This window comes from Zongyangia sp. (assembly GCF_965361945.1).
The window spans coordinates 22,446-47,003 of sequence record NZ_CBDTOK010000037.1 but is presented as its reverse complement, the minus strand read 5'-3'; the positions used below and the strand labels follow the sequence as shown (position 1 = coordinate 47,003).

The 24,558-nt window shown below is 54.5% G+C and carries 23 protein-coding genes and 1 tRNA gene; 1 reads left to right on the top strand and 23 read right to left on the bottom strand.

All coding sequences use genetic code 11. From position 1 onward, the window contains the following. Window position 1 precedes the first annotated feature (1 nt). The 8 genes from ACZ25G_RS02355 to prmA form a co-directional block, all read right to left on the bottom strand. Window positions 2-85, bottom strand: a tRNA-Ser gene (locus ACZ25G_RS02355). A gap of 146 nt (window positions 86-231) precedes the next feature. Next, entirely contained in the window at window positions 232-870 is a 639-nt protein-coding gene (locus tag ACZ25G_RS02350; protein WP_463681410.1) for an ABC-2 transporter permease, read from the bottom strand. Continuing rightward, a complete protein-coding gene (locus ACZ25G_RS02345; RefSeq protein ID WP_463681409.1) occupies window positions 870-1,733 on the bottom strand; it encodes an ABC transporter ATP-binding protein in 864 nt (287 codons plus the stop codon). The genes ACZ25G_RS02350 and ACZ25G_RS02345 overlap by 1 nt, the downstream gene beginning before the upstream one ends. 34 nt (window positions 1,734-1,767) lie before the next feature. Next, entirely contained in the window at window positions 1,768-2,202 is a 435-nt protein-coding gene (locus tag ACZ25G_RS02340; RefSeq protein WP_191482073.1) for a GntR family transcriptional regulator, read from the bottom strand. 145 nt (window positions 2,203-2,347) lie between these two features. Then, entirely contained in the window at window positions 2,348-2,893 is a 546-nt protein-coding gene (locus ACZ25G_RS02335) for a hypothetical protein (RefSeq protein WP_463681408.1), read from the bottom strand. A 33-nt stretch (window positions 2,894-2,926) separates the two neighbouring features. Further along, window positions 2,927-3,793 (bottom strand): M15 family metallopeptidase, encoded by an 867-nt coding sequence (locus tag ACZ25G_RS02330; RefSeq protein WP_463681407.1) that lies wholly within the window; start codon window positions 3,791-3,793, stop codon window positions 2,927-2,929. Between the two features lie 105 nt (window positions 3,794-3,898). Beyond that, on the bottom strand, window positions 3,899-4,621 hold the full coding sequence (locus tag ACZ25G_RS02325) for a 16S rRNA (uracil(1498)-N(3))-methyltransferase (RefSeq protein ID WP_463681406.1): 723 nt from the start codon (window positions 4,619-4,621) through the stop codon (window positions 3,899-3,901). A 2-nt stretch (window positions 4,622-4,623) separates the two neighbouring features. Beyond that, a complete protein-coding gene (gene prmA, locus ACZ25G_RS02320) occupies window positions 4,624-5,577 on the bottom strand; it encodes a 50S ribosomal protein L11 methyltransferase (RefSeq protein WP_463681405.1) in 954 nt (317 codons plus the stop codon). A gap of 170 nt (window positions 5,578-5,747) precedes the next feature. Between prmA and ACZ25G_RS02315 the strand changes: the two genes are divergently transcribed. Continuing rightward, entirely contained in the window at window positions 5,748-7,073 is a 1,326-nt protein-coding gene (locus ACZ25G_RS02315; protein ID WP_463681404.1) for a WD40/YVTN/BNR-like repeat-containing protein, read from the top strand. Between the two features lie 21 nt (window positions 7,074-7,094). On the opposite strand, the gene ACZ25G_RS02310 is transcribed toward ACZ25G_RS02315, so the two are convergent. The 15 genes from ACZ25G_RS02310 to ACZ25G_RS02240 form a co-directional block, all read right to left on the bottom strand. Beyond that, window positions 7,095-8,030 carry an SIR2 family NAD-dependent protein deacylase gene (locus ACZ25G_RS02310; protein WP_463681403.1) on the bottom strand — a complete coding sequence of 312 codons (936 nt, stop codon included), beginning with the start codon at window positions 8,028-8,030 and terminating at the stop codon, window positions 7,095-7,097. Next, the gene (locus tag ACZ25G_RS02305) at window positions 7,987-8,766 is read right to left on the bottom strand and encodes a protein-ADP-ribose hydrolase (protein ID WP_463681402.1); all 780 of its coding nucleotides are present in this window, start codon (window positions 8,764-8,766) and stop codon (window positions 7,987-7,989) included. The genes ACZ25G_RS02310 and ACZ25G_RS02305 overlap by 44 nt, the downstream gene beginning before the upstream one ends. Beyond that, on the bottom strand, window positions 8,763-9,383 hold the full coding sequence (locus ACZ25G_RS02300) for a 4Fe-4S binding protein (protein WP_463681401.1): 621 nt from the start codon (window positions 9,381-9,383) through the stop codon (window positions 8,763-8,765). Before ACZ25G_RS02300 ends, ACZ25G_RS02305 begins: the two co-directional genes overlap by 4 nt. A gap of 84 nt (window positions 9,384-9,467) precedes the next feature. Continuing rightward, entirely contained in the window at window positions 9,468-10,097 is a 630-nt protein-coding gene (locus ACZ25G_RS02295) for an NAD(P)-dependent oxidoreductase (protein WP_463681400.1), read from the bottom strand. A 317-nt stretch (window positions 10,098-10,414) separates the two neighbouring features. Further along, window positions 10,415-11,017, bottom strand: coding sequence for a cytidylate kinase-like family protein (locus ACZ25G_RS02290; RefSeq protein ID WP_191482083.1), 603 nt, complete (start codon window positions 11,015-11,017; stop codon window positions 10,415-10,417). Window positions 11,018-11,033: 16 nt separating this feature from the next. Further along, window positions 11,034-12,773, bottom strand: coding sequence for an ABC transporter ATP-binding protein (locus ACZ25G_RS02285; RefSeq protein ID WP_463681411.1), 1,740 nt, complete (start codon window positions 12,771-12,773; stop codon window positions 11,034-11,036). Between the two features lie 668 nt (window positions 12,774-13,441). Then, window positions 13,442-15,199 (bottom strand): ABC transporter ATP-binding protein, encoded by a 1,758-nt coding sequence (locus ACZ25G_RS02280; protein WP_342680615.1) that lies wholly within the window; start codon window positions 15,197-15,199, stop codon window positions 13,442-13,444. Window positions 15,200-15,290: 91 nt separating this feature from the next. Next, window positions 15,291-15,722 (bottom strand): MarR family winged helix-turn-helix transcriptional regulator, encoded by a 432-nt coding sequence (locus ACZ25G_RS02275; RefSeq protein ID WP_342680614.1) that lies wholly within the window; start codon window positions 15,720-15,722, stop codon window positions 15,291-15,293. Between the two features lie 314 nt (window positions 15,723-16,036). Further along, window positions 16,037-17,212, bottom strand: a complete 1,176-nt coding sequence (dnaJ, locus tag ACZ25G_RS02270) for a molecular chaperone DnaJ (RefSeq protein ID WP_191482086.1) — start codon at window positions 17,210-17,212, stop codon at window positions 16,037-16,039. 96 nt (window positions 17,213-17,308) lie between these two features. Beyond that, window positions 17,309-19,147, bottom strand: coding sequence for a molecular chaperone DnaK (dnaK, locus tag ACZ25G_RS02265; RefSeq protein WP_463681399.1), 1,839 nt, complete (start codon window positions 19,145-19,147; stop codon window positions 17,309-17,311). Window positions 19,148-19,239: 92 nt separating this feature from the next. Beyond that, window positions 19,240-19,806 carry a nucleotide exchange factor GrpE gene (gene grpE / locus ACZ25G_RS02260; RefSeq protein ID WP_463681398.1) on the bottom strand — a complete coding sequence of 189 codons (567 nt, stop codon included), beginning with the start codon at window positions 19,804-19,806 and terminating at the stop codon, window positions 19,240-19,242. 40 nt (window positions 19,807-19,846) lie between these two features. Then, window positions 19,847-20,911, bottom strand: a complete 1,065-nt coding sequence (gene hrcA / locus ACZ25G_RS02255) for a heat-inducible transcriptional repressor HrcA (protein WP_463681397.1) — start codon at window positions 20,909-20,911, stop codon at window positions 19,847-19,849. A gap of 184 nt (window positions 20,912-21,095) precedes the next feature. Next, entirely contained in the window at window positions 21,096-22,217 is a 1,122-nt protein-coding gene (gene hemW / locus ACZ25G_RS02250; RefSeq protein ID WP_463681396.1) for a radical SAM family heme chaperone HemW, read from the bottom strand. Between the two features lie 59 nt (window positions 22,218-22,276). Beyond that, a complete protein-coding gene (gene lepA, locus ACZ25G_RS02245) occupies window positions 22,277-24,085 on the bottom strand; it encodes a translation elongation factor 4 (RefSeq protein WP_463681395.1) in 1,809 nt (602 codons plus the stop codon). Between the two features lie 125 nt (window positions 24,086-24,210). Further along, a complete protein-coding gene (locus tag ACZ25G_RS02240; RefSeq protein WP_463681394.1) occupies window positions 24,211-24,543 on the bottom strand; it encodes a hypothetical protein in 333 nt (110 codons plus the stop codon). Window positions 24,544-24,558 lie beyond the last annotated feature (15 nt).

Here is a 24,558-nt window from a genome sequence, read left to right as displayed (position 1 = left end):
GCGGAGAGGGTGGGATTCGAACCCACGGCTCTTGCGAGTCACTGGTTTTCAAGACCAGCTCCTTAAACCCCTCGGACACCTCTCCATAGCAATGTGACGCAAATTATAATAGCATAATTTGCGCCACAAGTCAACCTTTATTTGTCTTTATTGCCCAAACGAGGGGGAGATTCCGCAAGAAATTCTGGCTCCCTTGGGAAGCGGGGAGAAATGGTCCAGAGATACGAATCGTCAGCCGATGAGATCCTTCTTATCATAAAGGGACAAAACAATGGTACAGGAGATGCAGTAGAGAAGAAGGCTGATGACCATGAGGAGAAACAGGGAGGAACTTTGCATAAAGGAAAGGATGCGGCTCATGATATCGGTGCTAAAGGCACAGAAAAAGAGGATGAAGTAAAAGACCATAGCGACAATCCGCCCCTTGACGCCGCCTAGGAAGATAGAGAAGGGATACTGGATGGCCAGATAAACCATGGCGATAATAAAGGCCAGAGCGTAGTAGTCGCTAAGCTCTCCAAAACCGGGACGCCCGGGATCGGTCAAAATAAGCCCGCCTAGACTGGAAGAGACAAAACAGAGAAGGATGCCGATCATGGTCATAACGAAGGTAAAGGCGTATTTGCCAATGATATATTCGCTGCGCCGGATTGGAAGAAAGGCGTAGTAATTCTGGGTGTGGTAGGCTTCGTCATAGGTGATAAGCCCATAGCCCAGCAGATAGACTACCAGCAGCAGAATAAAGGAGATGACCTGAGGGGCGAAAAAGGCCACGGCTACGGCCGCAATGGGGAGCAATTTATAGATGGGAGAGGCGCTGAAAAGCTTAGCAGCGTCGCAGCCAATTAAATGAAAGAGATTCTGTACCATTACTGCTCATCCTTTCTGGTATAACCGATGAAGATCTGCTCAATATCCGGCGTTTCATAGACGGCTTCTGTGCCAAAGGTATCTTTAGCCCAGGCCGGATCGTCACAAAGGGCCTCAAAACCGAAGCTGCTTTTCTGGAAGCTGATGAATTTTTTCTCAACATTGCCGGCGAGGAGGGAGACAGGCCCTTTGACAATACAGTGGTTTTCGGTCAGCGTTTCCTTATCCCCAAACAGCAGCATGCGGCCCCTGTGAAGAAAGGCGATATAGTCGGCGGCATGATCCAGATCGGAGGTGATGTGGGTGGAGAAAAATACGGTGCATTCCTCCTTTTCCATCATCTCCAGGAGAAGATCCAGGATATCCCGGCGTACCAAGGGATCCAGGTTGGCGGTGGGCTCATCCAGGATGATCAGTTTGGGATGATGGCATAGGGCCATGGCAAGCTCAAACTGCTTTTTCATCCCCTTGGAGAGGGAAGCGTATTTGGCGCCGGCATCCAGATGGAAACGGTCCAGCAGCCTGTCAAAGAAGGGCCAATCCCAGTGGGGGAAAAAGGGAGCGGTCATCTTGGCAATGGCGCGCAGTTTCATACTGGGCCAGTAGCCGGCGTCGTCTCCCACGTAGCCAAGATCCGCCTTGGCCAGATGGCCCGCTTTCTGGGCGTCATGGCCCAAAATGGAAATTTTTCCACCATCCGGCCGGATCATATCCAGAATCAGCTTGATGGTGGTGGTTTTCCCGGCACCGTTTTCACCGATAAAGCCGGTGATGAAACCGGCGGGAACCTGTAATTTGTCGATGGAAAGCTCAAACCTTCCCAGCCGTTTGGTCAGACCTGCAATCTCAATGCGATTTTCCATAACATAGACTCCGTTCCGCCCCATGGGGCAAAAATCAAGTGGATTCAGAATGGGCTGGTTCCTTTTCGCCAGGGGGCCCTTTGTCCGCATCATGTTCCATCTCCCGATAGAGAAGGGTGACAATTTCCGTCAGTTCCTCCAGCGTCATATGGATGGCCAGGGAGGAGGAAACAGCTTCAGAGATTTTTTCCTCAATCTGGGCTACCGCGATATTGCGGATGAGATCCATATTCTGGACGGCCACATAGGTGCCCTTGGAAGGGGCAGTCTCCAGAAAGCCGTCTGCCTCCAGATCGTCATAGGCCCGTTTGACGGTAATGATGCTGACCCGCAGCTCCTTGGCCAGCAGCCGGATAGAGGGCATTGCCGCCCCCTGTGTGAGCTCCCCGCTTAGGATCATGTTTTTGATCTGCTGCTCGATCTGCTCATAAAGAGGGGTGGGGGAGGCGCTGGTCACAATAATATTCACATGGTCACCACCTTGTGTTATTATCTGTATATATTTAGCATATACAGATAATAACACTTAGATACAATCCTGTCAATAGGTATTTTCGGTTTGGCAGAAAAAAACAGGACCCTTCATAGGGTCCTGTTGAAAAGATGGTCACTTATTAAACGGTCAGGTAGAACTGATAGGCATATCCATCGCCGTTATCCGTGGGGATGGTGTAATAGACGTGGCTGAAATAGGCGCTTTCTTCTAAAGCGAGGAAAAGCTCTTCAGCGCTGTGCTCGTCGGGAGATGTGCAGTCCATGATAATGTCGCGGCCTTGAAAGTGGAAGGAGGTAACCTCCACCTGAGGCGGAATGGCCCCGGCAATGGTGAAGAAGATAGCGGTGTCATAATCGGGCAGCTCGTCAAACTCAATGGTAGCGCCGGCCAGGGCCTGGGCATAGGACTGCATCAGGCGGATGGTGTTTTTCTTTCCCAGGATCTGCTCTACATCGGAGAGGGAAATATTTTCCTGGAGGCTGGTGACCACAGTTTGGGCTCCCGAAACTGAAAAATTCCGCAGGGCTTCAGCGCAGAAGGAGGAAAGCAGGATAATGGCGGCCAAGGCAAACGCCACCAGAAGCAGGGAAAACAGCCGGTGTCCGGGATTCTTTTTCTGACCGGAAAGGCAGGCCTTGATCCGGGTCCAGAAGCGGGATGCCACAGGGCGCCTCCTCCTTTCTTATATAGGATTAGATTAGGCCAGGCCCAGATACTCCTCCAGGCACTGTCCTGCGGCCTCCATGGCCTTGGCATTTTCCACCCCTACATAGCGGTAGTGCCAGGGCTCATAGGTAATGCCGGTAATGTCCTGTTTATCTTTGGGATAACGCAGGACAAAGCCGTAATCGGTACAGTTGTTGATCAGCCAATCAAAGGCGGCGGTTTCCTCAAAGCCTTCATTGAGGTCGCCGTAATCTTCATAATAGCCGGGATAGACAATATCCAGGGCTAGGCCGGTGTTGTGCTCGCTGGTGCCGGGGAGGGCCACCCACCGGGCGGCTTCCTTCTCCGCCGCCTCCTGGCTGTAGCCGTAGCCCAGCCATTGCTGGACCTGGGCCGCGTAAAGCTCTTCCTGCCGCTGTACCGTCCGGTAGGCGGAGGTGATGGCAAGGCTCACACCGTCTTCCTGGGCGGCGGCCAGCATTTCGTTAAGGGGCTCCAGGATCCTGGCGTCCACCTGGTAATTGCCGATGACAGTGGCAAGTTCCACGTCATAGTTATCCCCCAGAGGATGGGCGGCAGAGGCGATGACCAGCCGCCAGTCGGTGGGATCTACAGGAGAACCGGCAGGAGTAGAAGAGGACTGGGAGGAAGGCTCTTGAGACTCTTCTGTGGAAGAACTGGAGCTGCTGGAATCCAGGCTCTCTGTCCCGCTGGCGTCTTCACTGATAGAGGATGAAGAGGACGAGCTTTCCCGTGAGCTGGATTCCCCCTCTGTATTTCCGCCTAGATTTGCAAAGAGAAGGATGCAGGCGAGGAGGATGAGAAACGGTATGATGACCACAAGCAATGTCTTTCGGTTATTTTTCCTACGGCGGGGACGGCGTACTGGCTGGGACATGATGAAAACCTCCTGATTTTTACAGTCCTTGGTGGTGTTTTTGAGATGTATAGGTATCCTATGCGCTGCCAGGCATGACCCATGCGCGGCAGTAGCATATTGCTGTCAAAGATTTCCTGTGGCGTACATGATGACGGAAAGGGCGCATACCGGCGCTGTTTCACACCGGAGGATCCGGGGCCCTAGGGTGACGGGAATCAGCCCCGCTTTGGCCGCCAGATCCACCTCCTCGGGATCAAAGCCCCCTTCGCTGCCCACAAAGAGGGAAAGAGACTTCACCTGGGGGGAAAGCAGCTGGGAAAGGGGGCGGCCGCCTCCCTCATAGAAAAAGAGGGAAAGGGGATCCGAGGCCGCCATCTTGACCGCGCTCTCAAAGTCCAGAAGTTCCCCCACCTGGGGAATCCGGCCCCGGCCGGACTGCTTGGCGGCCTCCAGAGCGATGCGGGAGAAACGGGCCAGCTTCCCCGTCATGGCTTTGGGATCGGGTCGGGCCACACAGCGCCGGGTCAGCACCGGAACTACCCGGGAGACCCCTAGCTCCACCGCCTTTTGGATGATGAAATCCATCTTATCCCCTTTGGGGAAAGCTTGATACAGGGTGACTTGACAATCCGGCTCCCCAACGCTGGGGCAGGTGGACAGAATCCGGCAGGAGACGGCGTCCTTCTGGATGCTCTCGATCCGGCAGTGATAATCCAGCCCCTTCAGGTCGCACAGGACGATGCTTTCCCCTACCGCCATCCGGAGCACCCGGCCGATGTGGCGGGCGTCAGGGCCGGTGATCAGGGCGGTGTCGCCGCTGATGTTCTCGGTAAAAAAACGGGGCATGGCTATCTCTCCTCACAGCGGCAGGAAAGGGCGCACCATCCGCCGCTCTCCCGCTGCTCTTCAATGGACAGGCCAGCTTCGGCCAGGGCGGCCCGGACGTCGTCGATCCGCTCATCGATAATGCCTGAGGCGATAAAGACGCCGCCGGGGGCCAGAAAGCGGGGGATGACCGGGCACAGCCGGATGATGACGTCCGCCACAATGTTGGCGCAGATGAGCTGGAAGGTACCGCTGACCTTGTCGGTCAGATCCCCGCAGACGGTATGGAGCCGGTCTTCCACCCCGTTGAGAGCGGCGTTTTCCCTGGAAACCTTCACCGCGTTCTCGTCGATGTCAACGCCGATGGCATCCTTAGCTCCCAGCAGCAGGGCCGCGATGGAGAGAATGCCACTGCCGCAGCCAATATCCAGCACATGGGTGTTTTCGTCTACATACCGCTCCAAAAGCTGCATGCAAAGACGGGTGGTGTCATGGGTGCCGGTGCCAAAGGCCATACCCGGATCCAGCCGGAGCATGGCCTGCCCCGGACGCAGAGGGGTGTCCTCCCAAGAGGGGCAGACCACCAGCCGGGGAGAAATTTCCACTGGATGGTAGTATTTTTTCCAGGCGGTGGACCAGTCCTCCTCCTGGATATCGGCAAGCTCGATGTCCAGCCGGCCATAGGAATGGTCTGTGTCCTGGGCCTTGAGTGCCCGCAGCATAGATTTTACCCCAGAGAGCTGTTCGGCCCCCTGGAGGTTGTCAGGCAGATAAAGGGTGATTTTTGTTTCACATTGGGCCAGTTTCATGAGTTCTTCGTCCACATAGTCCCAATGGATGGTGGTATCCTTCAAAAAGTCTTGAAAATCCTGGGCGTCCTGTATGGCAAAGCCGGAAAGCCCCAGGGCAATCAGCTGTGTGCTCACCGGGTCGATGCCGGCGGTGGTGGTAAAAATATCAGCTTGTATCCAGTTCATCGATGGCCTCCAAAGATGTAGTGCTTGTCGCAAAGTTTTTTGTTCCTCTATTATAGCGGTTTTTCCCCGCCCCGTAAAGATAAAAGGGGACGGGGAAACTGACAAACATTTGGAAAACCCTTGGTTTGACGGACGTGATATAATAGAGGGACAAAAGAAAGGAGGCGGCTATGGAAGGAAAATTTTTCAGGCTGGTGCGGCAGAAGATGATCTGGGTCATTGGAATTGTCCTGGTTGCGGCGCTGCTGGGCTTTAGTATCTACGGCATCTATCGGGCCCGCCAGCAGGAGGGTATCGTCATCCTGGCGCCGGAGGAGTTTTCGGTGGAGGCGGAGACAGAAAACCTGACCCTGGCTACCGTCCACTGGCTGGACGGCTTTTTGGAGCAGTATCAACAACCCTATCTTTCCAGTCTGCGGATCTTGGAAGAGTGGTATATCTCAGACATTGAGGAGCTGGAAAACGGGCAGTATCTAGCGGTACTCTGCGAATTTACCGCCACACCCCAGAGGGCAGGGGGAGAAATCTTCCAGGATTGGGGCATGCAGAACGGCGGGGAGATCTCCTGCCAATGGGTGCTATGGTTTGAGCGAACCCAGCTTTCCGACGGAAGGTTCCGCTATGACATGACCTTTAAGGAAACTCTGGCTTCCTATGAGCTGGGCAAGTATCAGGGCAGCGAACAGCAGGCTCAGGATGAATACAATCAGGAGTTTATAGATGAAATCCCCTATGAGCAGACGGAGTACACCTATAAAATTGAGGATGAAGTTTGTTCGGTAAGCTTAGACGGAGGAAAGACCTGGACCGAGCTTCCCATCTCTCTGGAAGCCCTCTGCACGGTTGGAGATGGCAATTCCTATTACAACCAGCTACAGGAGGGCAGTTATCTCATCACCCCGGAAATGACTGCCTTTGTCTATGGAGGCACCTGGGAGAGAGGGCTTTCCATCCTCTACAGCGACGACGGGGGAGAGAGCTGGCAGGATGTCCTCATCGACGGGAGCATGGACAGTGTCCGGGTCAAGTTTGTCAGCTTTCCCACCCCGGAGACCGGCTATGTGGTAGCCACCGGCGGCCGCACCATGTCCCAGGAGGGACAGATGATCTACCGCACCACCGACGGTGGCGCCACCTGGGAACAGACGGGCCGGGGACCGGAGACATGGCTGCTTCAGTCGGCGGGGTTTGTCAGTGAAGATGTGGGATTTTTATGTTATCCTGAGGTAGAAGGCTCCCACAATTTCTACCGCACCGAGGATGGGGGCAAAACCTTTACCCCGGTGGAAATTCCCCCGGCAGGGGAGTGGGCGGACGCCTTTGTCATCCCCCAATGTCCTACCTGGGAAGAGGGCAAGCTTGTAATGCTGGTGGGACAGGGGGAAAACGGCGACCTGATGGGAGGCACTGGCATGGCCCGTTATACTTCAGAAGATCTGGGACTGAGCTGGACCTTTGAGGGGCTTTATGAACCGCCTTCCTATGAGCCGGGCTAAACCGGAAAAGTTTTCTCTATGTTAGGTTCCCAGTCCAGGAGAGAAGGGCTGGCCAGCGATTTGGCTCAGCACATCCCCGATATCCGCGTCAAGGCAGATAGACTGCTTTTCAATGTCCCGGGGACAGAGGGCGTCGCCAAAATTGACACAGGCGTAGGTGGCCTTGGGATTTTTCGCCGTCATCTGCCAGAAGGGATATTTGATGATGACCGGGGTGTTGTAGCCCACCCCCAGCTCCAGGAATAGGACGCGCTGCCCCTGTCTTGTGCGCAGAAAGTTCTCGTAGCGCTGGGCCGCCCGGTGCCATCCCTCATCCTCCACAAATGTATTGTCGGCCCGCAGGTTCATGGCCATGGGAGCGCCGCATAGGGGGCAATGGGGGATCAGATCGGTGGGAACAGACATCTTTGGCGGGTTGCCGGCAGGCAGTTTTAACCCCTCTTCTGTGATCTGAAAGCCTTGGGCCTCCACCATCTGGCGGACAACATCCGCGTTGTCGTAGGTTTTATTGTGGCAGGGCTTGGAACACTGCCACAGGCCGTAATCTCCCTGGGTGTAGAACAGCCGGTGACGGTCAATCCCCGCCTTCTGGAAGCAGTGGTCCACATTGGTGGTGATGACGAAGTAATCCTTGTCCTTGAGAAGCTGGAGCAGCCTTTCATACACTGGCTTGGGCGGATCTGTGTAGCGGTTGGCCATAATAAACCGGCTCCAATAGGCCCACTGTTCCTCCAGGGTGGGGAAGGGATAGAATCCGCCGGAATACATGTCGTGAAATCCACATTTTTCCTCAAAGTCGGAAAAAAGCCGCCGGAACCGCTCCCCGTCATAGGTCAAGCCGGCGGAGGTAGACATGCCCGCGCCGGCGCCGATAATCACCGCGTCTGCACCTGCCAACGCAACCCTTAACCGTTCAATTTTGCTGGAGTAAGGCTCGGTAGATGGCTGCGTCCACATCCTTGAAAACATTAAAGATCACCTCCATATTGCTGGGAGTTTTTTCTTTGAACTCCATGACTGTATTGACCGCGATTTCCGCCGCCTGCTGGTTGGGAAAGTGAAATTCCCCGGTGGAGATGCAGCAGAAAGCGACGCTTTTGATGTGTTTTTCCTCCGCAAGCTCCAGGCAGGAGCGATAGCAGGAGGCCAGCAGGTCACAGTCCCGCTGGGTGAGCCGGCCGCTGACAATGGGCCCCACCGTGTGCAGGATATAGCGGCAGGGCAGGTTAAAGGCCGGCGTCAGCTTTGCCCCGCCGGTTTCCTCCTGCCGTCCCTGCTCATCCATGATGCGGGCGCACGCCAGCCGCAGCTGTACCCCAGCAAAGGTATGGATGGCATTGTCAATGCAGCCGTGGCAGGGGACAAAGCAGCCCAGCATCCCGCTGTTGGCGGCGTTGACGATGGCGTCGCAGCGCAGGGTGGTAATGTCCCCCTGCCAGAGATAGATGCCCTCCCGCACCGGATGAAGGCTGTCAAGTCCGGTTATGCCTTTGCGCCGGATTTCCTCCTGGAGGTAGGCGTCCTGCATCTTCAAAAAATCTTCGCTGATAGGCCGGGGCATGCGTACATTGAAAAGGGAGCGAAGCAGGCGTTTTTGCTCCGGCACGTCCGGTGGGACCTGGATATCAGCATATTCGGGACGCTCTTCGAGCAGCGCTTGGATGAGGTAGCGCCGTCTTTCTGCCTGTGTCATCTTGCTCCCTCCCGGATCACCGCGTTTTGGGGACAGACTTGCTGGCAGTTGCCGCAGTGTAAGCAGTGTTCCTGCTGAATAACCGCGGGAAGAAAGCCAAAGTCGATGCAATTTTGGGGACATACCTCCTCACAGGCCCGGCAGCCGGTACAAGCGTCTGTAATCCGAAAGCCTTCTTTTTCCGACTTCCTCTGGCCGATGGAGAAAGAAAACCTTTGAATAGGCTTTTGGGAAAGGTCAAACCACTCGCCGGTACCCTCGAAGAGCTGGAACACTGTCAGCGCCTTTTGGGACTCCGCCGTCGGATAGATTTCCTTCATATAGGGGTTCTTTTGAAGTAGGCGGGGCAGGGGCGCCTCCCCCAGCTCCCGGATTTTGCCCCGGACCGACACCGCCACGCAGGACAGGGTGTCCCGGCCCTTCATGCCGGTCAGCGCCAGGTATCCCTGAGTTTTGAGCCGGTGATAAAATCCCTTTCCCTTGGCTGTGAGAAAGTACAGGCCGTTTTCGTCCGCGTCCATGATGTCGATGGCGCAGGTGACCGGAAGACCGTCGTCATCGACGGTGGCGGCGACGGTTGTGTGAATCTCCTGCTGTAAAAACTTCAAATAATCCATGGTTTACCTCTCCTGACTCAAACTTGGGAAAGCCACGCAAAGAACCCCTTTGCGTGGCTTTCTTTATCAATGAAGACCTTCGTCTTACTGGACGACAACGCTGATCCGCTTTTGGATGTTGCCGCCGCTGACAGCCTCATCGATCATTGCGATGGCGTAGTCCGCATAGCTGATGACGCTTTCCCCTTTGGTGTTTAGCGTCAGTTCCTCGCCGCCCAGGATGTACTTTCCTGTGCGGGGGCCGTCGGCCTGGAAGTCAGCAGCCGGGCTCAGATAGGTCCATTTAACGTCGGATCTCTTGCGAAGCTCTCCCAGAGCCTTTGCCATAGCTGCCGCCAAGGGCTTAAAAGCATCGGGGAAATCCGGACCGTCGGCCACGTAGGCGGTGTGCTCGGGGTTGACGTAGAGACTGCCGGCGCCTCCTACCACCAATAGCCGGGTATCGGTACCGGAAAGGATATCGCACAGATGGGCCAGAGAGGTGCTGTGTTGGGGCAGGGTTTCCTCTGTCCAGGCGCCAAATGCGTCGATGACCACATCAAATCCTTTCAGGTCGGAAGAGGTCAGATCAAACAGATCCTTTTTCAGTACAGATTGTGCCTGTGTCTGGTTCTCTTCCCGAACAACCGCGGTCACATCAAGTCCCCGGCTGACAGCCTCTTTTACAATCAGTTTGCCTGCTTTTCCGTTTGCACAAATTACTGCGATTTTCATCTAAGGTTCCTCCTTTTGTGCTGCCGCATCAGTCTGGATGCGTGCAACGAATCTTGTCATGTGCTTTGGACCGGCCGGGTTCCTTAGCTCTTGTCTATATTATACCCAGAGGGATTTTGACCGTAAAGTACGCACTTTATTGTGGTATAGTTACCGGGAGGAAACAATTGGACGGTTACCAAAAGGAAACAATTGCGCAGTTATGGGCTTTTTCCCCATTGCCGGGGGAGAAAAAATTTTTTGAAAAAGAAAAGGGCTGTCCGTTGATCTGGCCAACGGACGGCCCTTTTTCGTGCATATATTCGGTTCTACAGCTTTTACCCTATGAGGGATTTGAGCGCGTTGACACAGCCTTCAATACCCAGGGTGCCGCTGTCCAAGACAATGTCGTAATTTTTGAGATCATCCCACTTTTTTGAGGTGTTGGCATGATAGTAATTTGCGCGCTTTTTGTCAAACTTCCGTTTGAAGGTATCTACCTGCGCCGCGGGGACTTGATAGTCCACCATAATCCGCTGCCGCTTGGCCTGTTCATCTGTGCAGCGGATAAATACATTGACAACCCCTTTGCGGTCTTTCAGCGCTTCACAGGCGCAGTGGCCAAGGAAAATGGCAGGGCCTTTGGCGGCAAGCTGCTGAATCGCGGTTTGCTCAGCCACATAGATATGGCCATCCTTTGTCAGCATATCATTGCTCACTGCTGCCGTCTGGGACATCATGTAAAGAGAATAGAGAAAACTGTTGGTCACCGACTCCTCATAGCTCTGCATTCTGTCCATGGAGACATTCTGCTCCCTCGCAACCTTTTCCAGAATTTCTCTGCCATAACACGGAACGCCGGTCTGCTCAGAAAGCAGATGGGCAATAGAAGTACCGCCGCTGCCGTACTCTCTTTCAATTGTAATATACCTGCATTTCATTTTGAATCCCCCTTTTTTAAGATGCTTGATCGAACTGGCTGTTGTAAAGTTCTGCGTAGAAGCCCCCTTTGCTGAGAAGCTCTTCATGGTTGCCGCTTTCGATAATATCTCCATCCTTCAGCACCAGAATCAGATCAGAATTCTTGATGGTGGAAAGACGGTGGGCAATCACGAAGGAGGTGCGGTTTTCCATTAATTGATCCATAGCCGACTGGATTTGCTGCTCAGTGCGGGTATCCACCGATGAGGTCGCTTCATCCAAAATCAGCATGGGTTTATCCGCGATCATAGCACGGGCAATGGTGAGCTGCTGTTTCTGCCCCTGGGACAGGTTTACCTGGTCATTGAGAACGGTGTCGTAACCTTTGGGCAGGGTGCGGATAAAATGATCCAGTCCCACAGCCTTGCAAGCTTCCTCCATCTTTTCATCGCTGGCGCCTTGGGTGCAGTAGATCAGGTTTTCCCGGACGGTCCCTTCAAAGAGCCATGTGTCCTGCAGCACCATGCAGAACAGGGAATGCACCGCTTCCCGGGTCATCTTTTTGGTGGAAACTCCGTCGATACGGATTTCGCCGCCCTGAATCTCATGGAAACGCATGAGCAGGTTGACCAGGGTGGTTTTTCCCGCGCCGGTGGGGCCGACAATGGCCACCTTCTGGCCTGGTTTTGCCTCGGCGGAGAAATCGTGGATAACGATGCTATCCGAATCCTCATAGCCGAATTTGACATGGTCGAAGGCAACGTCGCCTTTGACATTCTCCAGCTTCTGAATTTTTCCACTTTCATCCTCCATCTCCTCGGCCTCGAGAAACTCAAATACACGTTCGCCGGCTGCCGCGGCGGACTGGAGGGACTGCACCGCCTGGGCCATCTGGGACAGCGGCTGGGTAAAGTAGCGGACATACATCATAAAGGCGACGATTACGCCGAAGCTGATGGAGCCGTTTAATGCCATGGCTCCGCCTACGACGCAGACGGCAACATAGCCGAAATTTCCGATAAAGCTCATAATAGGCATCATCATACCCGACAGGCACTGGGCTTTGAAGTTGCTCTTGCAGAGATTTTTGTTCATTTCATCGAAGGCCTCTTGGGCCGCTGCCTCTCCGTTATAGGCTTTGACAACGGTATGGCCGGAATAGATTTCCTCAATATGCCCGTTGATTTCACCCAAATGCTTCTGTTGACGGGCAAAATATTTTTGGCTTCGGCCCATAATGGCAAACATGATGACAAATCCCAGGAGGCTGGCCAGAATAGCGGTCAAGGCCAGCCGGGCGTCTGTAACCAGCATCATCACCAAGCTGCCGAGAAAAAGGATGACAGAGGAAATCAGGGTGCCGATGCTCTGGTTAAGGGACTGGCCAATGGTGTCCACATCGTTTGTCACTCGGGAAAGGACATCGCCGGTGGTGGTGCGGTTATAAAACCACATGGGCAGTTTGTTGATCTTCCGGGAGATGTTGGAACGCATTTCCTTAGAAACCCGCTGGGTAATGGTGGACATGATCCAGCCCTGGGTAGCGGAGAGGATGTAGCTGAGGGCATAGAAGGAAACCAGAAGCAGACCAATTTGCAGGACTTTATCCATGTCAATGGAGGGTTTTACCAGGCTGTAGACCGACTCTGGAAGGCGATCCATGGCTTCTAACGCAGCAGCGGAATCCTCAGGGTCCACTTGGGAGAGAGTTTCCATCATGGAAAGTTGGTCTGCGCTAGTGATGGTGACGCCGTCAACGGTTATATCCTGGAACAACGCACTTTGGACAGGCTCCGGCAGCTGGCCCAAAGCGCTCTGAACGGCAGTTTCATCGCTTCCATCTATGTTCCCAAGAAGGGACAGGGCCGCTAACTGATCCGCCGCCGAAATGCTGGCCCCATCCACCTGGATGTCATCGATCAGGACTTCCAGCACAGAATTGGGCAGGGATAGAAGTTGTGCTGCCGCATTGGCTCCCTCCGCTTCCGAGCTCATATTCGCCATCACTTCCTGAAAAGCCTGCTTTTCTTGCTCCGTCAGATCCGGAGAACTCAGAATATCGGCTGCCTTTTGGCTTAGCTTCTCTTCATCGCTGATGTTAGCGGCAATGGCGTCCATAACGGTTTGGGTATTGTCTGTTAGGTTTTGTGAAATGGTCTGGGCGATTTCTTCCATTTTTTCTGTGTTGGGTGAGATTCCCGCCGTGATGGTGTCGGTCATATCCGACAGCTTATCCGGTCCCATCAAGGTGAGGATGGTTCCGATCCCCGCGCAGATCAGAGCGATGACAATGGCCGCCCTATATCTGCGGCAGTAACCGAGCAGTTTTTTCCAGGTGCCGATGAAGTCCTTGGCCTTTTCTCCGCCTCTGGCCATTCTCGGCCCGCCTGCCGGGCCATGATGCCTGACTTGGTGCTGGCCCGTTTGATAGCCTTTATGTTCCATTACGCCAATTCCTCCTTTGAGAGCTGGGACAGGGCAATCTGCTGGTAAACTTCACAGTTTTCCATCAGCTCTTGATGTTTGCCCATACCGGCAATTTTGCCTTCATCCAGGACGATAATCTTATCCGCGTCCCGGATGGTTCCAATCCGCTGGGCCACAACGATACGTGTTACATCCTTGCACTCTTTGTCCAAGGCGCTTCGCAGGACCCGGTCCGTCTTATAGTCCAGTGCCGAGAAGGAATCGTCAAAGATAAGGATTTCAGGCTTTCTCGCGATGGCCCGGGCAATGGAAATCCTTTGTTTCTGGCCTCCGGAAAGGTTGGAGCCTCCCTGCGCCACATAACCGTCATAACTGTTGTCCATCTGTTCTACAAATTCGCTTGCCTGCGCCGTGGCGACGGCTTCTTTGACCTGGTCAAGGGAAGCCGGTTTTCGGCCGTTGTCGCCATAGGCCACATTGGAGCGGATGCTGCCAGAAAACAGGGTGGCCTTCTGGGAAACGTAACCGATTTTGTTGCGCAGGGCTTTCTGGGAATACTCCCGGACGTCAACGCCGTCTACCAAAACCTGCCCCTCGGTCGCGTCGTAAAAACGGGGAACCAAGTTGATGACGGTACTTTTTCCGCAACCGGTAGAGCCGATCAAGGCCACCGTTTCCCCTTTGTGGGCGGTAAACGTAATGTTTTTCAGCACGCATTCTTCAGCGTCGGGATAGTGGAAGGATACATTTTTAAACTCCACTTCGCCGGTGACGCCTTGCTGCCCCTCTGTCCTTGTTCCATCCACGATGGTGGGGTGGGTATCCAGTACCTCCTGGATACGTCTGGCGGCGACAGAGGCACGGGGAAGGATGACAAAGATGACCACCAGCATCATAAAGGACATGACAACCTGGATGGCGTATTGAGAGAACACCATCATGTCAGAGAACAGGGTGAGCTTTCCCTGCATCCCGGCCTGGTCGATGAGCACTGCGCCAATCCAATAGATGGCGAGGGAGAGACCGCTCATTACCATCTGGATACTGGGCAGCAAAAAGGCCATGGTGCGCTGGGCAAAAAGCTGATTTTTTGTCAGGGCTGTGTTGGCACGATCAAACTTTGATTCTTGGTAGTCTTCTGCGTTGTAAGCACGGACAACCCGAAGGCCTGTTAGGTTCTCTCTGGTCACACGGTTTACATCGTCGGTGAGTTTCTGCATCTTCCGGAATTTTGGTGTGGCCAAAAGCAGGCAGATGCCGACGATGATGAGCAGTATCACCACTGCCGCTGCCGTGGAAAGGGTCCACTGCCACTGTTTGTCGGCAATCTTACATACGGCCCACACAGCCATAATGGGCGCCTTGACCAGCATCTGCAGACCCATGGCGATGAGCATCTGAATCTGCGTAACATCGTTGGTGGAGCGGGTGATTAGGCTGGCGGTAGAAAAATGGCCGATCTCTTCCATGGAGAAAGATTGGACCTTGCTGAACAGCTTCCCCCGGAGAATTCCACCGAAGGAGGAAGCGATACTGGCGGCGCAGACAGCGGTCGCCACAGATGAGATGAGGCTCCCCAGCGCGCATAGCAGCATTTGGCCGCCAGCAATAAGGACATCCGCCATGGCGCTTCCTTCCGTTTGCACCAAGGTGGTGATTTCCGCCATGTATTCGGGCGTTTTCAGATCCAGCCATACCTGGATGACGATGAAGACAAGGGAGAGGGCAACAAGTGACCATTCCCTTTTTCTAAGATTTTTAAAAATCTTGAGCATGGACTGCACTCCTTCTTACATTTACTTCATGCGAATAAAATGGAGAGAATAATTGGAAAGGAGGGAAAGGCGAAATTCGAGAGCCTTCCAATTAGCCGATTTCCGGAGGACTTACGATCTTCCGGATCTCATGAAATGTGTCGATAAATTCCAACAGGCGTTTTTCCCCAATCTGGTCAATGATGCGTCCCATCTGCTGATACAGATCCTGCCGCATCTTGAAGATGAGCTGTTTTCCCAAAGGAGTAAGTTTCACGATGGTAACACGGGCGTCAGACACATCGTGTTCCTTGGTGATCAATCCTCTTGCTACCATCTTTTTTATTAAAACTGCCACCCTCGCTGTACTGATATTCAGAATGTCACTGATCTTCCCCGCGGTGATAGTTTCATTAGACTCATCAAGCAGCCGGAGCACCGCTCCAATGCCTGCTTGGGTTTCATCCATCCGTTTGAAAAAAGCAGTAGGATGAAATTGCTCCAGCTTATGGAGCATGGCTTCAATCTGCGCTTGGGTAGCCATAAAAGGACCTCCCCTCAAAAAACTAACTAGGTTAGATTATAGATTACAGTTTTATCTTTCATAAGATAAAACTGTGAATACTTTTTGAATATTCAAAAAGCCGATGGAGCGTTGCCGAGGGGGCTGGCCTTAGACTCTTTCCGGCCGGGACAAAAACATGGGTGGAATGTTTTGAAAGCTCCTATTTCAATCTGTAAACGGAAATAAAAAAGCTCCGTGTATTTTTTCACGGAGCCTTTCATTGTTTCAAATTCCCGGGATATGGGAATATGGTTAAAGTTTCCCGTTAGACGTGGGACAACTTATAGGACTATTTAGCTTTTACCTTCCCAAGCGTCCTTGAGCTTATCGAAGAAACCTTTCCGTTTCTCATAGTTTTTCTCAGAGGAAGCACCCTCAAACTGCTTGAGCAGATCCTTCTGCTTTGCGCTCAGGTTCTTGGGCACCTCGATGGTGACCTTGACGTACTGGTCGCCCCGTCCCCGGCCATTGATGAGGGGGATTCCCTTATTTTTGAGCCGGAAGGTGGTGCCAGGCTGGGTTCCTTCGTGAATGCTGTATTTCACCTTGCCGTCGATGGTGGGAACCACCACCTCGTCGCCAAAGACCGCCTGGGTGAAGGTGATGGGGATTTCACACCAAACATCAAAGCCATCCCGGTCGAAGATGGGGTCGGGCCGGACGCTGACATTGACGTTCAGGTTACCGGCAGGCCCGCCGTTGATGCCCATATCCCCCTGGCCAGATACAGCAAAGGTTTGGCCGTCATCGATACCGGCGGGGATGTTGACCTCGATGGTCTTGTTGACACGAACCCGACCCAAGCCGTTACAAGCCGTACAGGGATCGGAAATGATTTTTCCTTTACCGGAGCACTTGGAGCAGGTCCGGGTGGAGTTGATGACGCCGAAGGGGGTCCGCTGGGTCACCCGTACCTGGCCGGAGCCGTGACAGTCAGGACAGGTCTTGATGGCGTCGGCATTTTTGGCGCCGGTGCCGCCGCAGGTTTTACAGGTTTCCAGCCGGGAAATCTTCAGCCGTTTGGTACAGCCTTTGGCCGCTTCCAAAAAGCTGAGGACAATGGAGGAGCGCAGGTCGTTGCCCCGTACAGGTCCGTTGGGGTTCCGAGAACCGCCGCCTCCGCCGAAACCACCGAAGCCGCCACCGAAAAAGCTGTCGAAGATATCGCCCAGATCGTCAAATCCAAAGCCGCCTGCACCGCCATAAGCTCCCGCGCCGCCTGCGCCCGCCCCATAGGACGGGTCCACGCCGGCGTGGCCGAATTGATCGTAACGCGCGCGCTTTTCAGGATTGGAGAGGACTTCATAGGCTTCTCCAACCTCTTTGAATTTGGCTTCTGCTTCCTTATCTCCTGGATTGAGGTCCGGGTGATACTTTTTTGCAACTTTACGATATGCTTTTTTGATCTCGTCCTCCGAGGCGCCCTTTTCGACGCCAAGGACTTCGTAATAATCTCTCTTTTCTGGCAAATTGATCACCCTTACGTATGAATTGTCACAAACCGCCTGCACAAGATAAGACCGGGTATAGGCCCAGTCTTATCATCGCACAGCTGTTTTAGTATATTACTTGTTCTGGTCTTCGTCAACCTCTTTGTAGTCGGCGTCCACCACGTTGTCATCGTGGGGAGCCTCAGCGCCAGGGGCAGCGCCGCCTGCAGCCTGACCGGCTGCTTGGGCCTGCTGGTATACCTTGGAGGAGACATCATAGAACTTTTTCTGCAGCTCATCCTGGCGGGACTTGATAGCCTCCAGGTCGGTGCCCTTCAGCGCTTCTTTCAGGGCGTCTACCTTGGCCTGGACATCCGCTTTATCGGCGGCGTCGATCTTGTCACCCAGGTCGGTGAGGGTTTTCTCACACTGATAGACCATCTGGTCTGCGCCGTTTCTTACATCGATTTCCTCACGGCGTTTTTTATCCTCAGCGGCATACTGCTCAGCCTCTTTGACTGCCTTTTCAATGTCCTCCTTGGACATGTTGGTGGAGGAGGTAATGGTGATGTTCTGCTCCTTGCCGGTGCCGAGATCTTTTGCGGTAACATGGACAATGCCGTTGGCGTCGATGTCGAAGGTTACCTCGATCTGAGGCACACCCCGGGGCGCTGCGGGGATACCGTCCAGACGGAACATACCCAGAGTCTTGTTATCTTTCGCCATCTCACGCTCACCCTGGAGGACATGGACCTCAACCGAAGTCTGGCCGTCAGCAGCGGTGGAGAAGATCTGGGACTTCTTGGTGGGGATGGTGGTGTTGCGGTCAATGATCTTGGTGAAGACACCGCCCAGGGTTTCCAGGCCCAGGGACAGAGGGGTGACATCCAGCAGCAGCAAGCCTTTGACGTCGCCGCCCAGGACGCCGCCCTGGATGGCCGCGCCGATGGCGACGCACTCATCGGGGTTGATGCCCTTGAAGGGCTCTTTGCCGGTGATCTTCTGAACTGCTTCCTGAACAGCGGGGATACGGGTGGAACCGCCTACCAGCAGGATCTTGTCAAGATCAGAAGCGGACAGGCCGGAGTCAGACAGGGCCTGGCGTACCGGGCCCATGGTGGCTTCCACCAGGTCAGCGGTCAGTTCGTTGAATTTTGCCCGGGTCAGGTTCATATCCATGTGTTTCGGGCCGGTGGCGTCCGCGGTGATAAAGGGCAGGTTGATGTTGGCCTGGGTGACGCTGGAAAGCTCGATTTTTGCTTTCTCCGCCGCCTCTTTCAGCCGCTGCATCGCCATTTTATCGCCGGTCAGGTCGATGCCGTTTTCTTTCTTAAACTGGTCAGCCAGATAGTTGACAATGCGGTTATCAAAGTCATCGCCGCCCAAGCGGTTGTTGCCTGCGGTGGCCAATACTTCCTGTACGCCGTCGCCCATTTCGATGATGGAGACATCGAAGGTGCCGCCGCCCAGGTCGTAAACCATGATCTTCTGATCGTTTTCTTTATCTACGCCGTAAGCCAGTGCTGCGGCGGTGGGCTCGTTGATAATTCTCTTGACTTCCAGTCCGGCAATCCGGCCGGCATCCTTGGTAGCCTGGCGCTGTGCGTCGGTGAAGTAAGCCGGTACGGTAATAACCGCGTCATAGACCTTTTCGCCCAGATAGGCTTCTGCGTCAGTCTTCAGCTTTTGCAGGATCATAGCGGAAATTTCTTGGGGAGTAAAGCCTTTGCCATCAATATTTACCTTATAGTCAGAGCCCATATGGCGTTTGATGGAACTGACAGTGTGATCCGGATTAGCGATGGCCTGGCGTTTTGCAACCTGTCCTACCAGACGCTCACCGTTTTTAAAAGAGACAACAGAAGGTGTTGTCCGGTCGCCTTCCGCGTTGGGGATGACGACAGCCTCGCCGCCTTCCATGACGGCGACACATGAGTTTGTAGTACCTAAGTCAATGCCGATGATTTTTCCCATAATCAATTCCTCCTCGAATCTTACATTCGAATTCTATACTTTTCAGTTCGTTATATTCTGCATTTATGTGAAAGGCCCAGGGCCTTTGCTTCTTAATTTGCAACCTTCACCATGGCGTACCGCAGGATTTTGTCGCCCATCCGGTAGCCTTTCTGGAAGACCTCTACCACCTGGGACTGGCCCAGGGAATCGTCGTCCACATGCATCACCGCGTGATGCAGTGTTGGATCAAAGTCTCCCTCGGTGGGATTGATCTCCTCAATTCCCAGCTTTTTGATGGTTTCCAGCAGTCCGTCGTAGATCATCTGCACTCCCTTGCGGAAGTTCTCGTCGGTGCTTTCGGTGGCCAGGGCACGCTCGAAATTATCCAGCACCGTCAGAAACTGAGCTGCGGTATCCGCCTTGGCGTCGGTATAAATCTGATCTTTTTCCCGCTGGGAACGCTTGCGGAAGTTGTCAAATTCGGCCATGGAGCGCAACAGCTTATCGTTGAGATCCTTGACCTGCTCTTTGAGGGCCTCGGTTTCGTCGGGAGCCTTTGCCTCCTGCTCTGCTTGGGCGCTTTGAGAAGGGCTTTCCTGCTCGGTGCCCGCTGCCTCCTGCTGGGAAGCAGCTTCCTGCTCGGCGGCCTCCGGGCTCTTGTTTTTCTTTTCGGCCACGTCAATGTCTCCTTTCGGTTTTCATGATGTATGTGAAATGTTATTCGTTGGATGATGAAGACGTCTCGGGAGGGATATCCTCCTCTTCGGAAATTTCGGTGAGAAGCCGTCCCAAGGTGTCGGCAAAATACTGGATGTGGGGGATGAGTTTCGGATAATCCATCCGCACCGGCCCCACAATGCCAATGATGCCGGATCTGGAAGAGCCTACATTATAGCGGGCGATGACAATGCTGGAATCGGCAAGCTCTGATTTTCCAGCTTCTTTGCCGATGGAGACGTTTTTATCCTTCATCTCCTCGTTGATGAGCCGGAGCATTTCATCCCGCTTGTTGAGAAAGGTCAGAAGGTCGTGCGCTACAGGGGTGAACTCCTGATAGGTAAGCAGATTGGTTTCTCCTTCTACGTAGTAGCGCCCGGCGTAAATCTGCCGGCACAGATCGAAGATACAGACCAGCAGCGGCGTGAACACCCGGGAATATTCTCCCAGGGCCACAGCCACCGATTGAAGGTAGAGCTTGGAAACGCCTTCCAAGGACCGGCCTCTGAACCGGGAGTTGACATATTTCCGGAAGAAATCCAGCACCTGGGGGGTGACGGCAAAATCCACCCGGCAGACCTTGCTCTTGACCACGCCGTTGGAGGCGATGACCAAGACCACCAAGGTCCTGGGCCCGGAGGGGATAATGTCGATCCGGCGCACCGTTACATCCTCCGGCGTCATGGTGGAGGAAACGGTGACACAGTGGGTGGCTTGGGCCAGGGCCGTAGCCGCATCTTCCACCAACTGGTCGGGGTCGGGGTGCTGAATGTTAAAGAGCGCGTCGATTTCCGCCTTTTCGGCGGCGGTCAGGGGCTGGGTCTGCATCAGGTTGTTGATGTAGAGCCGGTATCCCTTGTGGGAGGGCACACGCCCTGCTGAAGTATGGGGCTGTTCAAGATAACCCATCTCAAACAGCGCCGCCATTTCGTTGCGGATGGTTGCGGGGGAGATTGCGTAATCCATCACCGATGCCAGCAGCTTGGAGCCTACCGGCTCACCGGTTTTGGTGTAAATCTCGATGATCGCTGAGAGGATTTGCATCTTCCGTCTATCCAGTTCCACAGCGTATCACCTCTTTTTGCTATTTTAGCACTCTTGATTATGGAGTGCTAAATCTTACAGTTATCAATGTATCACTTCTCTTTTAGTATGTCAAGGGACTTCATAGTTTATTTACAAAAATGTTGGCAATCGTCCACAGAGACTGCCAAAAAAGAAAACGCGGCTGTTTTTCGGCCGCGTTTTTTTAACAGGAGATAGTATTCAAGAGATGAGAAATAATGCTGTTGGAGAGGAGAAACCCCTCCGTCGTCAGGGAGAGATGATGTCCGTTGAGACAAAGAAGACCCCGGCGCTCCAGGGGCGGACAAGCCCTTTCCAAAGGGGAGACGTCAACGGAAAACCGGCTGCCCAGCTGATCCAGGTTGATCCCCTCTGCCAGCCGCAGCCCCAGCATGAACTCCTCGAAAAAGCCGCCCCCATCGCAGACGCCATCAAAGGGGATGTCTCCGAAGCCGGGCGCTTTACAGAAGGATTCCAGGTCCCGTGGCAGGGCAAAGCGGCTGCCGCCGTAGTAGGAATGGGCGGCAGGGCCAAAGCCCAGATATTCCTGGCACCGCCAGTATTTCAGGTTGTGGCGGCTCTCATAGCCCGGTTTCGCAAAGTTGGAAATTTCATACTGGTGAAAGCCCAAGGAGGAAAGCCCCTCCACCGCGGCCAGATACAGGTCGGCCTGGGTATCCTCGTCGGGGATTTGGGAGAGAAAGCGGGGGGAGTTGTAAACGGTGCCCTCCTCTACCTTTAATATATAAGAGGAGATATGGGCGGGCCCGAGGGAGGCGGCAAAATCCAGCGTTTGGGAGAGGGAGGAGGCTGTCTGTCCGATGACCCCCAGCATGACGTCCAGGGAGATGTTGTCTATCCCGCCCTGCCGGGCCAGCTCCACCGACTGGGCCACCTCTTCCCGGGTGTGGCGGCGGCCCAGAAGGCGCAGTTCGGAGGGGACGGCCGACTGCATGCCAAAGCTCACTCGGGTAAAACCCAGCGCCCCTAAGGCGGCGATGGTATCCCCCTCAGCGGCTCTGGGATTGGCCTCGGCGGTGATTTCACAGTCCTTAGAGAGTGGGAAATGGGCGGCCACCGCCTCCAAAATCCGGGAAAGCCGCTGAGATCCCAGCAAGGTAGGGGTGCCGCCTCCCAGATAAACGGAGTCCACCTTTTCCGTGGGGGCGGTAGCAATATGACGGAGCAGGGCGGCTGTGTAGACATCCATTGCCTCATTGCCGCCCCGGAGAGAATAGAAATCGCAGTAGGGGCATTTGGAGCGGCAGAAGGGAACGTGGATGTAAATGCCGATGGGCTGGGGCATCCAAAGACCTCCTTTGAGAAACCGGCCGCCGCAGGTCGCGGCGGCCGGTTTTGACAGATTTAGTCGTCCAGCTTGAGGACAGCCATAAAGGCCTCCTGGGGAACCTCCACAGTACCCAGCTGGCGCATCCGTTTTTTGCCTTCCTTCTGTTTTTCCAGAAGTTTCTTTTTTCGGGTGATGTCGCCGCCATAGCACTTGGCCAATACATCCTTGCGCATGGCTTTGACCGTCTCCCGAGCGATGATCTTGCCGCCGATGGCCGCCTGGATGGGCACCTCAAACATCTGGCGGGGAATATTTTCTTTGAGCTTCTCGCAGATCCGGCGGGCCCTGGGATAGGCGTTGTCGGCAAAGACGATGAAGGAGAGGGCGTCTACGATCTCGCCGTTTAAAAGGATGTCCAGCTTCACCAGCCGGGAGGGAACATAGCCCTTCATCTCATAGTCGAAGGAGGCATAGCCTTTGGTCCTGGACTTGAGGGCGTCGAAAAAGTCGTAGACAATCTCCCCCAAAGGCAGGTCGTAGTGAAGCTCTACCCGGTCGGTGTCAAGATACTTGGTATCCTTGTAGACGCCTCGCCGCTCCTGACACAGCTCCATGATGTTGCCAATATAGGCGGTGGGGGTCAGGATGTTGGCGGCGACCATAGGCTCCTCCGCATCCTGGATGGTGGCAGGGTCGGGGAAGTTGGTGGGGTTGTCGATATAGACAGTCTCCCCGGAGGTGAGGATGACCTTATAGATAACGCTGGGAGCGGTGGTAATGATGTCCAGATTAAACTCCCGCTCAATCCGCTCCTGGATGATCTCCATGTGGAGCAGACCCAAAAATCCGCATCGGAAGCCGAAGCCCAACGCCACCGAGGTTTCCGGCTCAAAGGAGAGGGAGGCGTCGTTGAGCTGAAGCTTTTCCAGGGCCTCCCGGAGATCCGGATATTTGGCCCCGTCGGCAGGGTAGATGCCGCAGAACACCATGGGGTTGACCTTCCGGTAACCGGGCAAGGGTTCCGCCGCCGGATTTGCCGCGTCGGTGACAGTGTCGCCCACCGTGGTGTCCTGTACCGTTTTAATGCTGGCGGTGATGTATCCCACCTGTCCGGCGGAAAGCTCCTCCAGAGGAATCAGGTTGGTCGCCCCCATGGCGCCGGCTTCCACCACAGTAAACTCGGAGCCGGAAGCCATCATCCGGATGGTCATGCCGGGGCGGACCGTCCCCTCCATGACCCGGACATAGACGATGACGCCTTTGTAGCTGTCGTAATAGGAGTCGAAGATCAGCGCTTTCAAAGGGGCGTGGTCATCCCCCTGAGGAGCGGGGATATCGGTGACCACCCGTTCCAGCACCTCTTCGATATTGATCCCCGCCTTGGCAGAGATCCGGGGGGCATCTAGGGCGGGAATGCCGATGATGTCCTCGATTTCGTGGCAGACCCGGTCTGGATCTGCGGCGGGCAGATCGATTTTGTTGATGATAGGCACGACCTCCAGGTCGTGCTCAATGGCAAGGTAGGTATTGGCCAGGGTCTGGGCTTCAATGCCCTGGGAGGCGTCCACCACCAAAAGGGCCCCTTCGCAGGCCGCCAGGGAGCGGGAAACCTCATAGTTAAAGTCCACATGTCCCGGGGTGTCGATGAGGTTAAAACAGTAATGCTCCCCGTTTTTAGCCTCATAATCCAGCCGGACGGCCCGGGCTTTGATGGTAATGCCCCTTTCCCGTTCCAGCTCCATGTTGTCCAGAATCTGGTCCTCCATGTCCCGCTGGGCCACGGTGCTGGTCATCTCCAGCATCCGGTCGGCCAGGGTGGACTTGCCGTGGTCTATATGTGCGATAATGCAGAAGTTGCGGATGTGTTCGCGGTCATACTGCAACAGTGATCACCTCTTCGCCGTTGTCTAAAGCGCCCCTAGGCAGGGCGGAATCCAAGGGATTTACAGCTCATTATAGCACAACAAAAGCGCCCTTCGCAACAGAGATGGGCGCTTTGGTGAAATATTCAAAAGGGAAGAACCTGCTGCCAGTCAAGCCCTCCGGCGTAGGAGATCAGATCGGGGATAAACCGGTAGCGGATGGGGATGAGGGTGCGAAAAGGGTAGACAGCTTCCCGGATATCCGTAAAGATGCCGGTATCCAGGGTGTAATCCTTGCCCAGCCAGGTGATATTGGCCTGATCTTCCCCTGTCCTTTCAACCAGAAGCAGGGCGTTGTCATCGCCGAAGCCACGGGCGCGGGAATGAATGTCAGCGACGAAGATGCCCATCATCCCCAGATAGAGGAGGATGGAAATGGCAAAGCTGGCAAAAAAATAGCGAAGCTGCTCTTTGGACATGTGTTTTGACTTCCT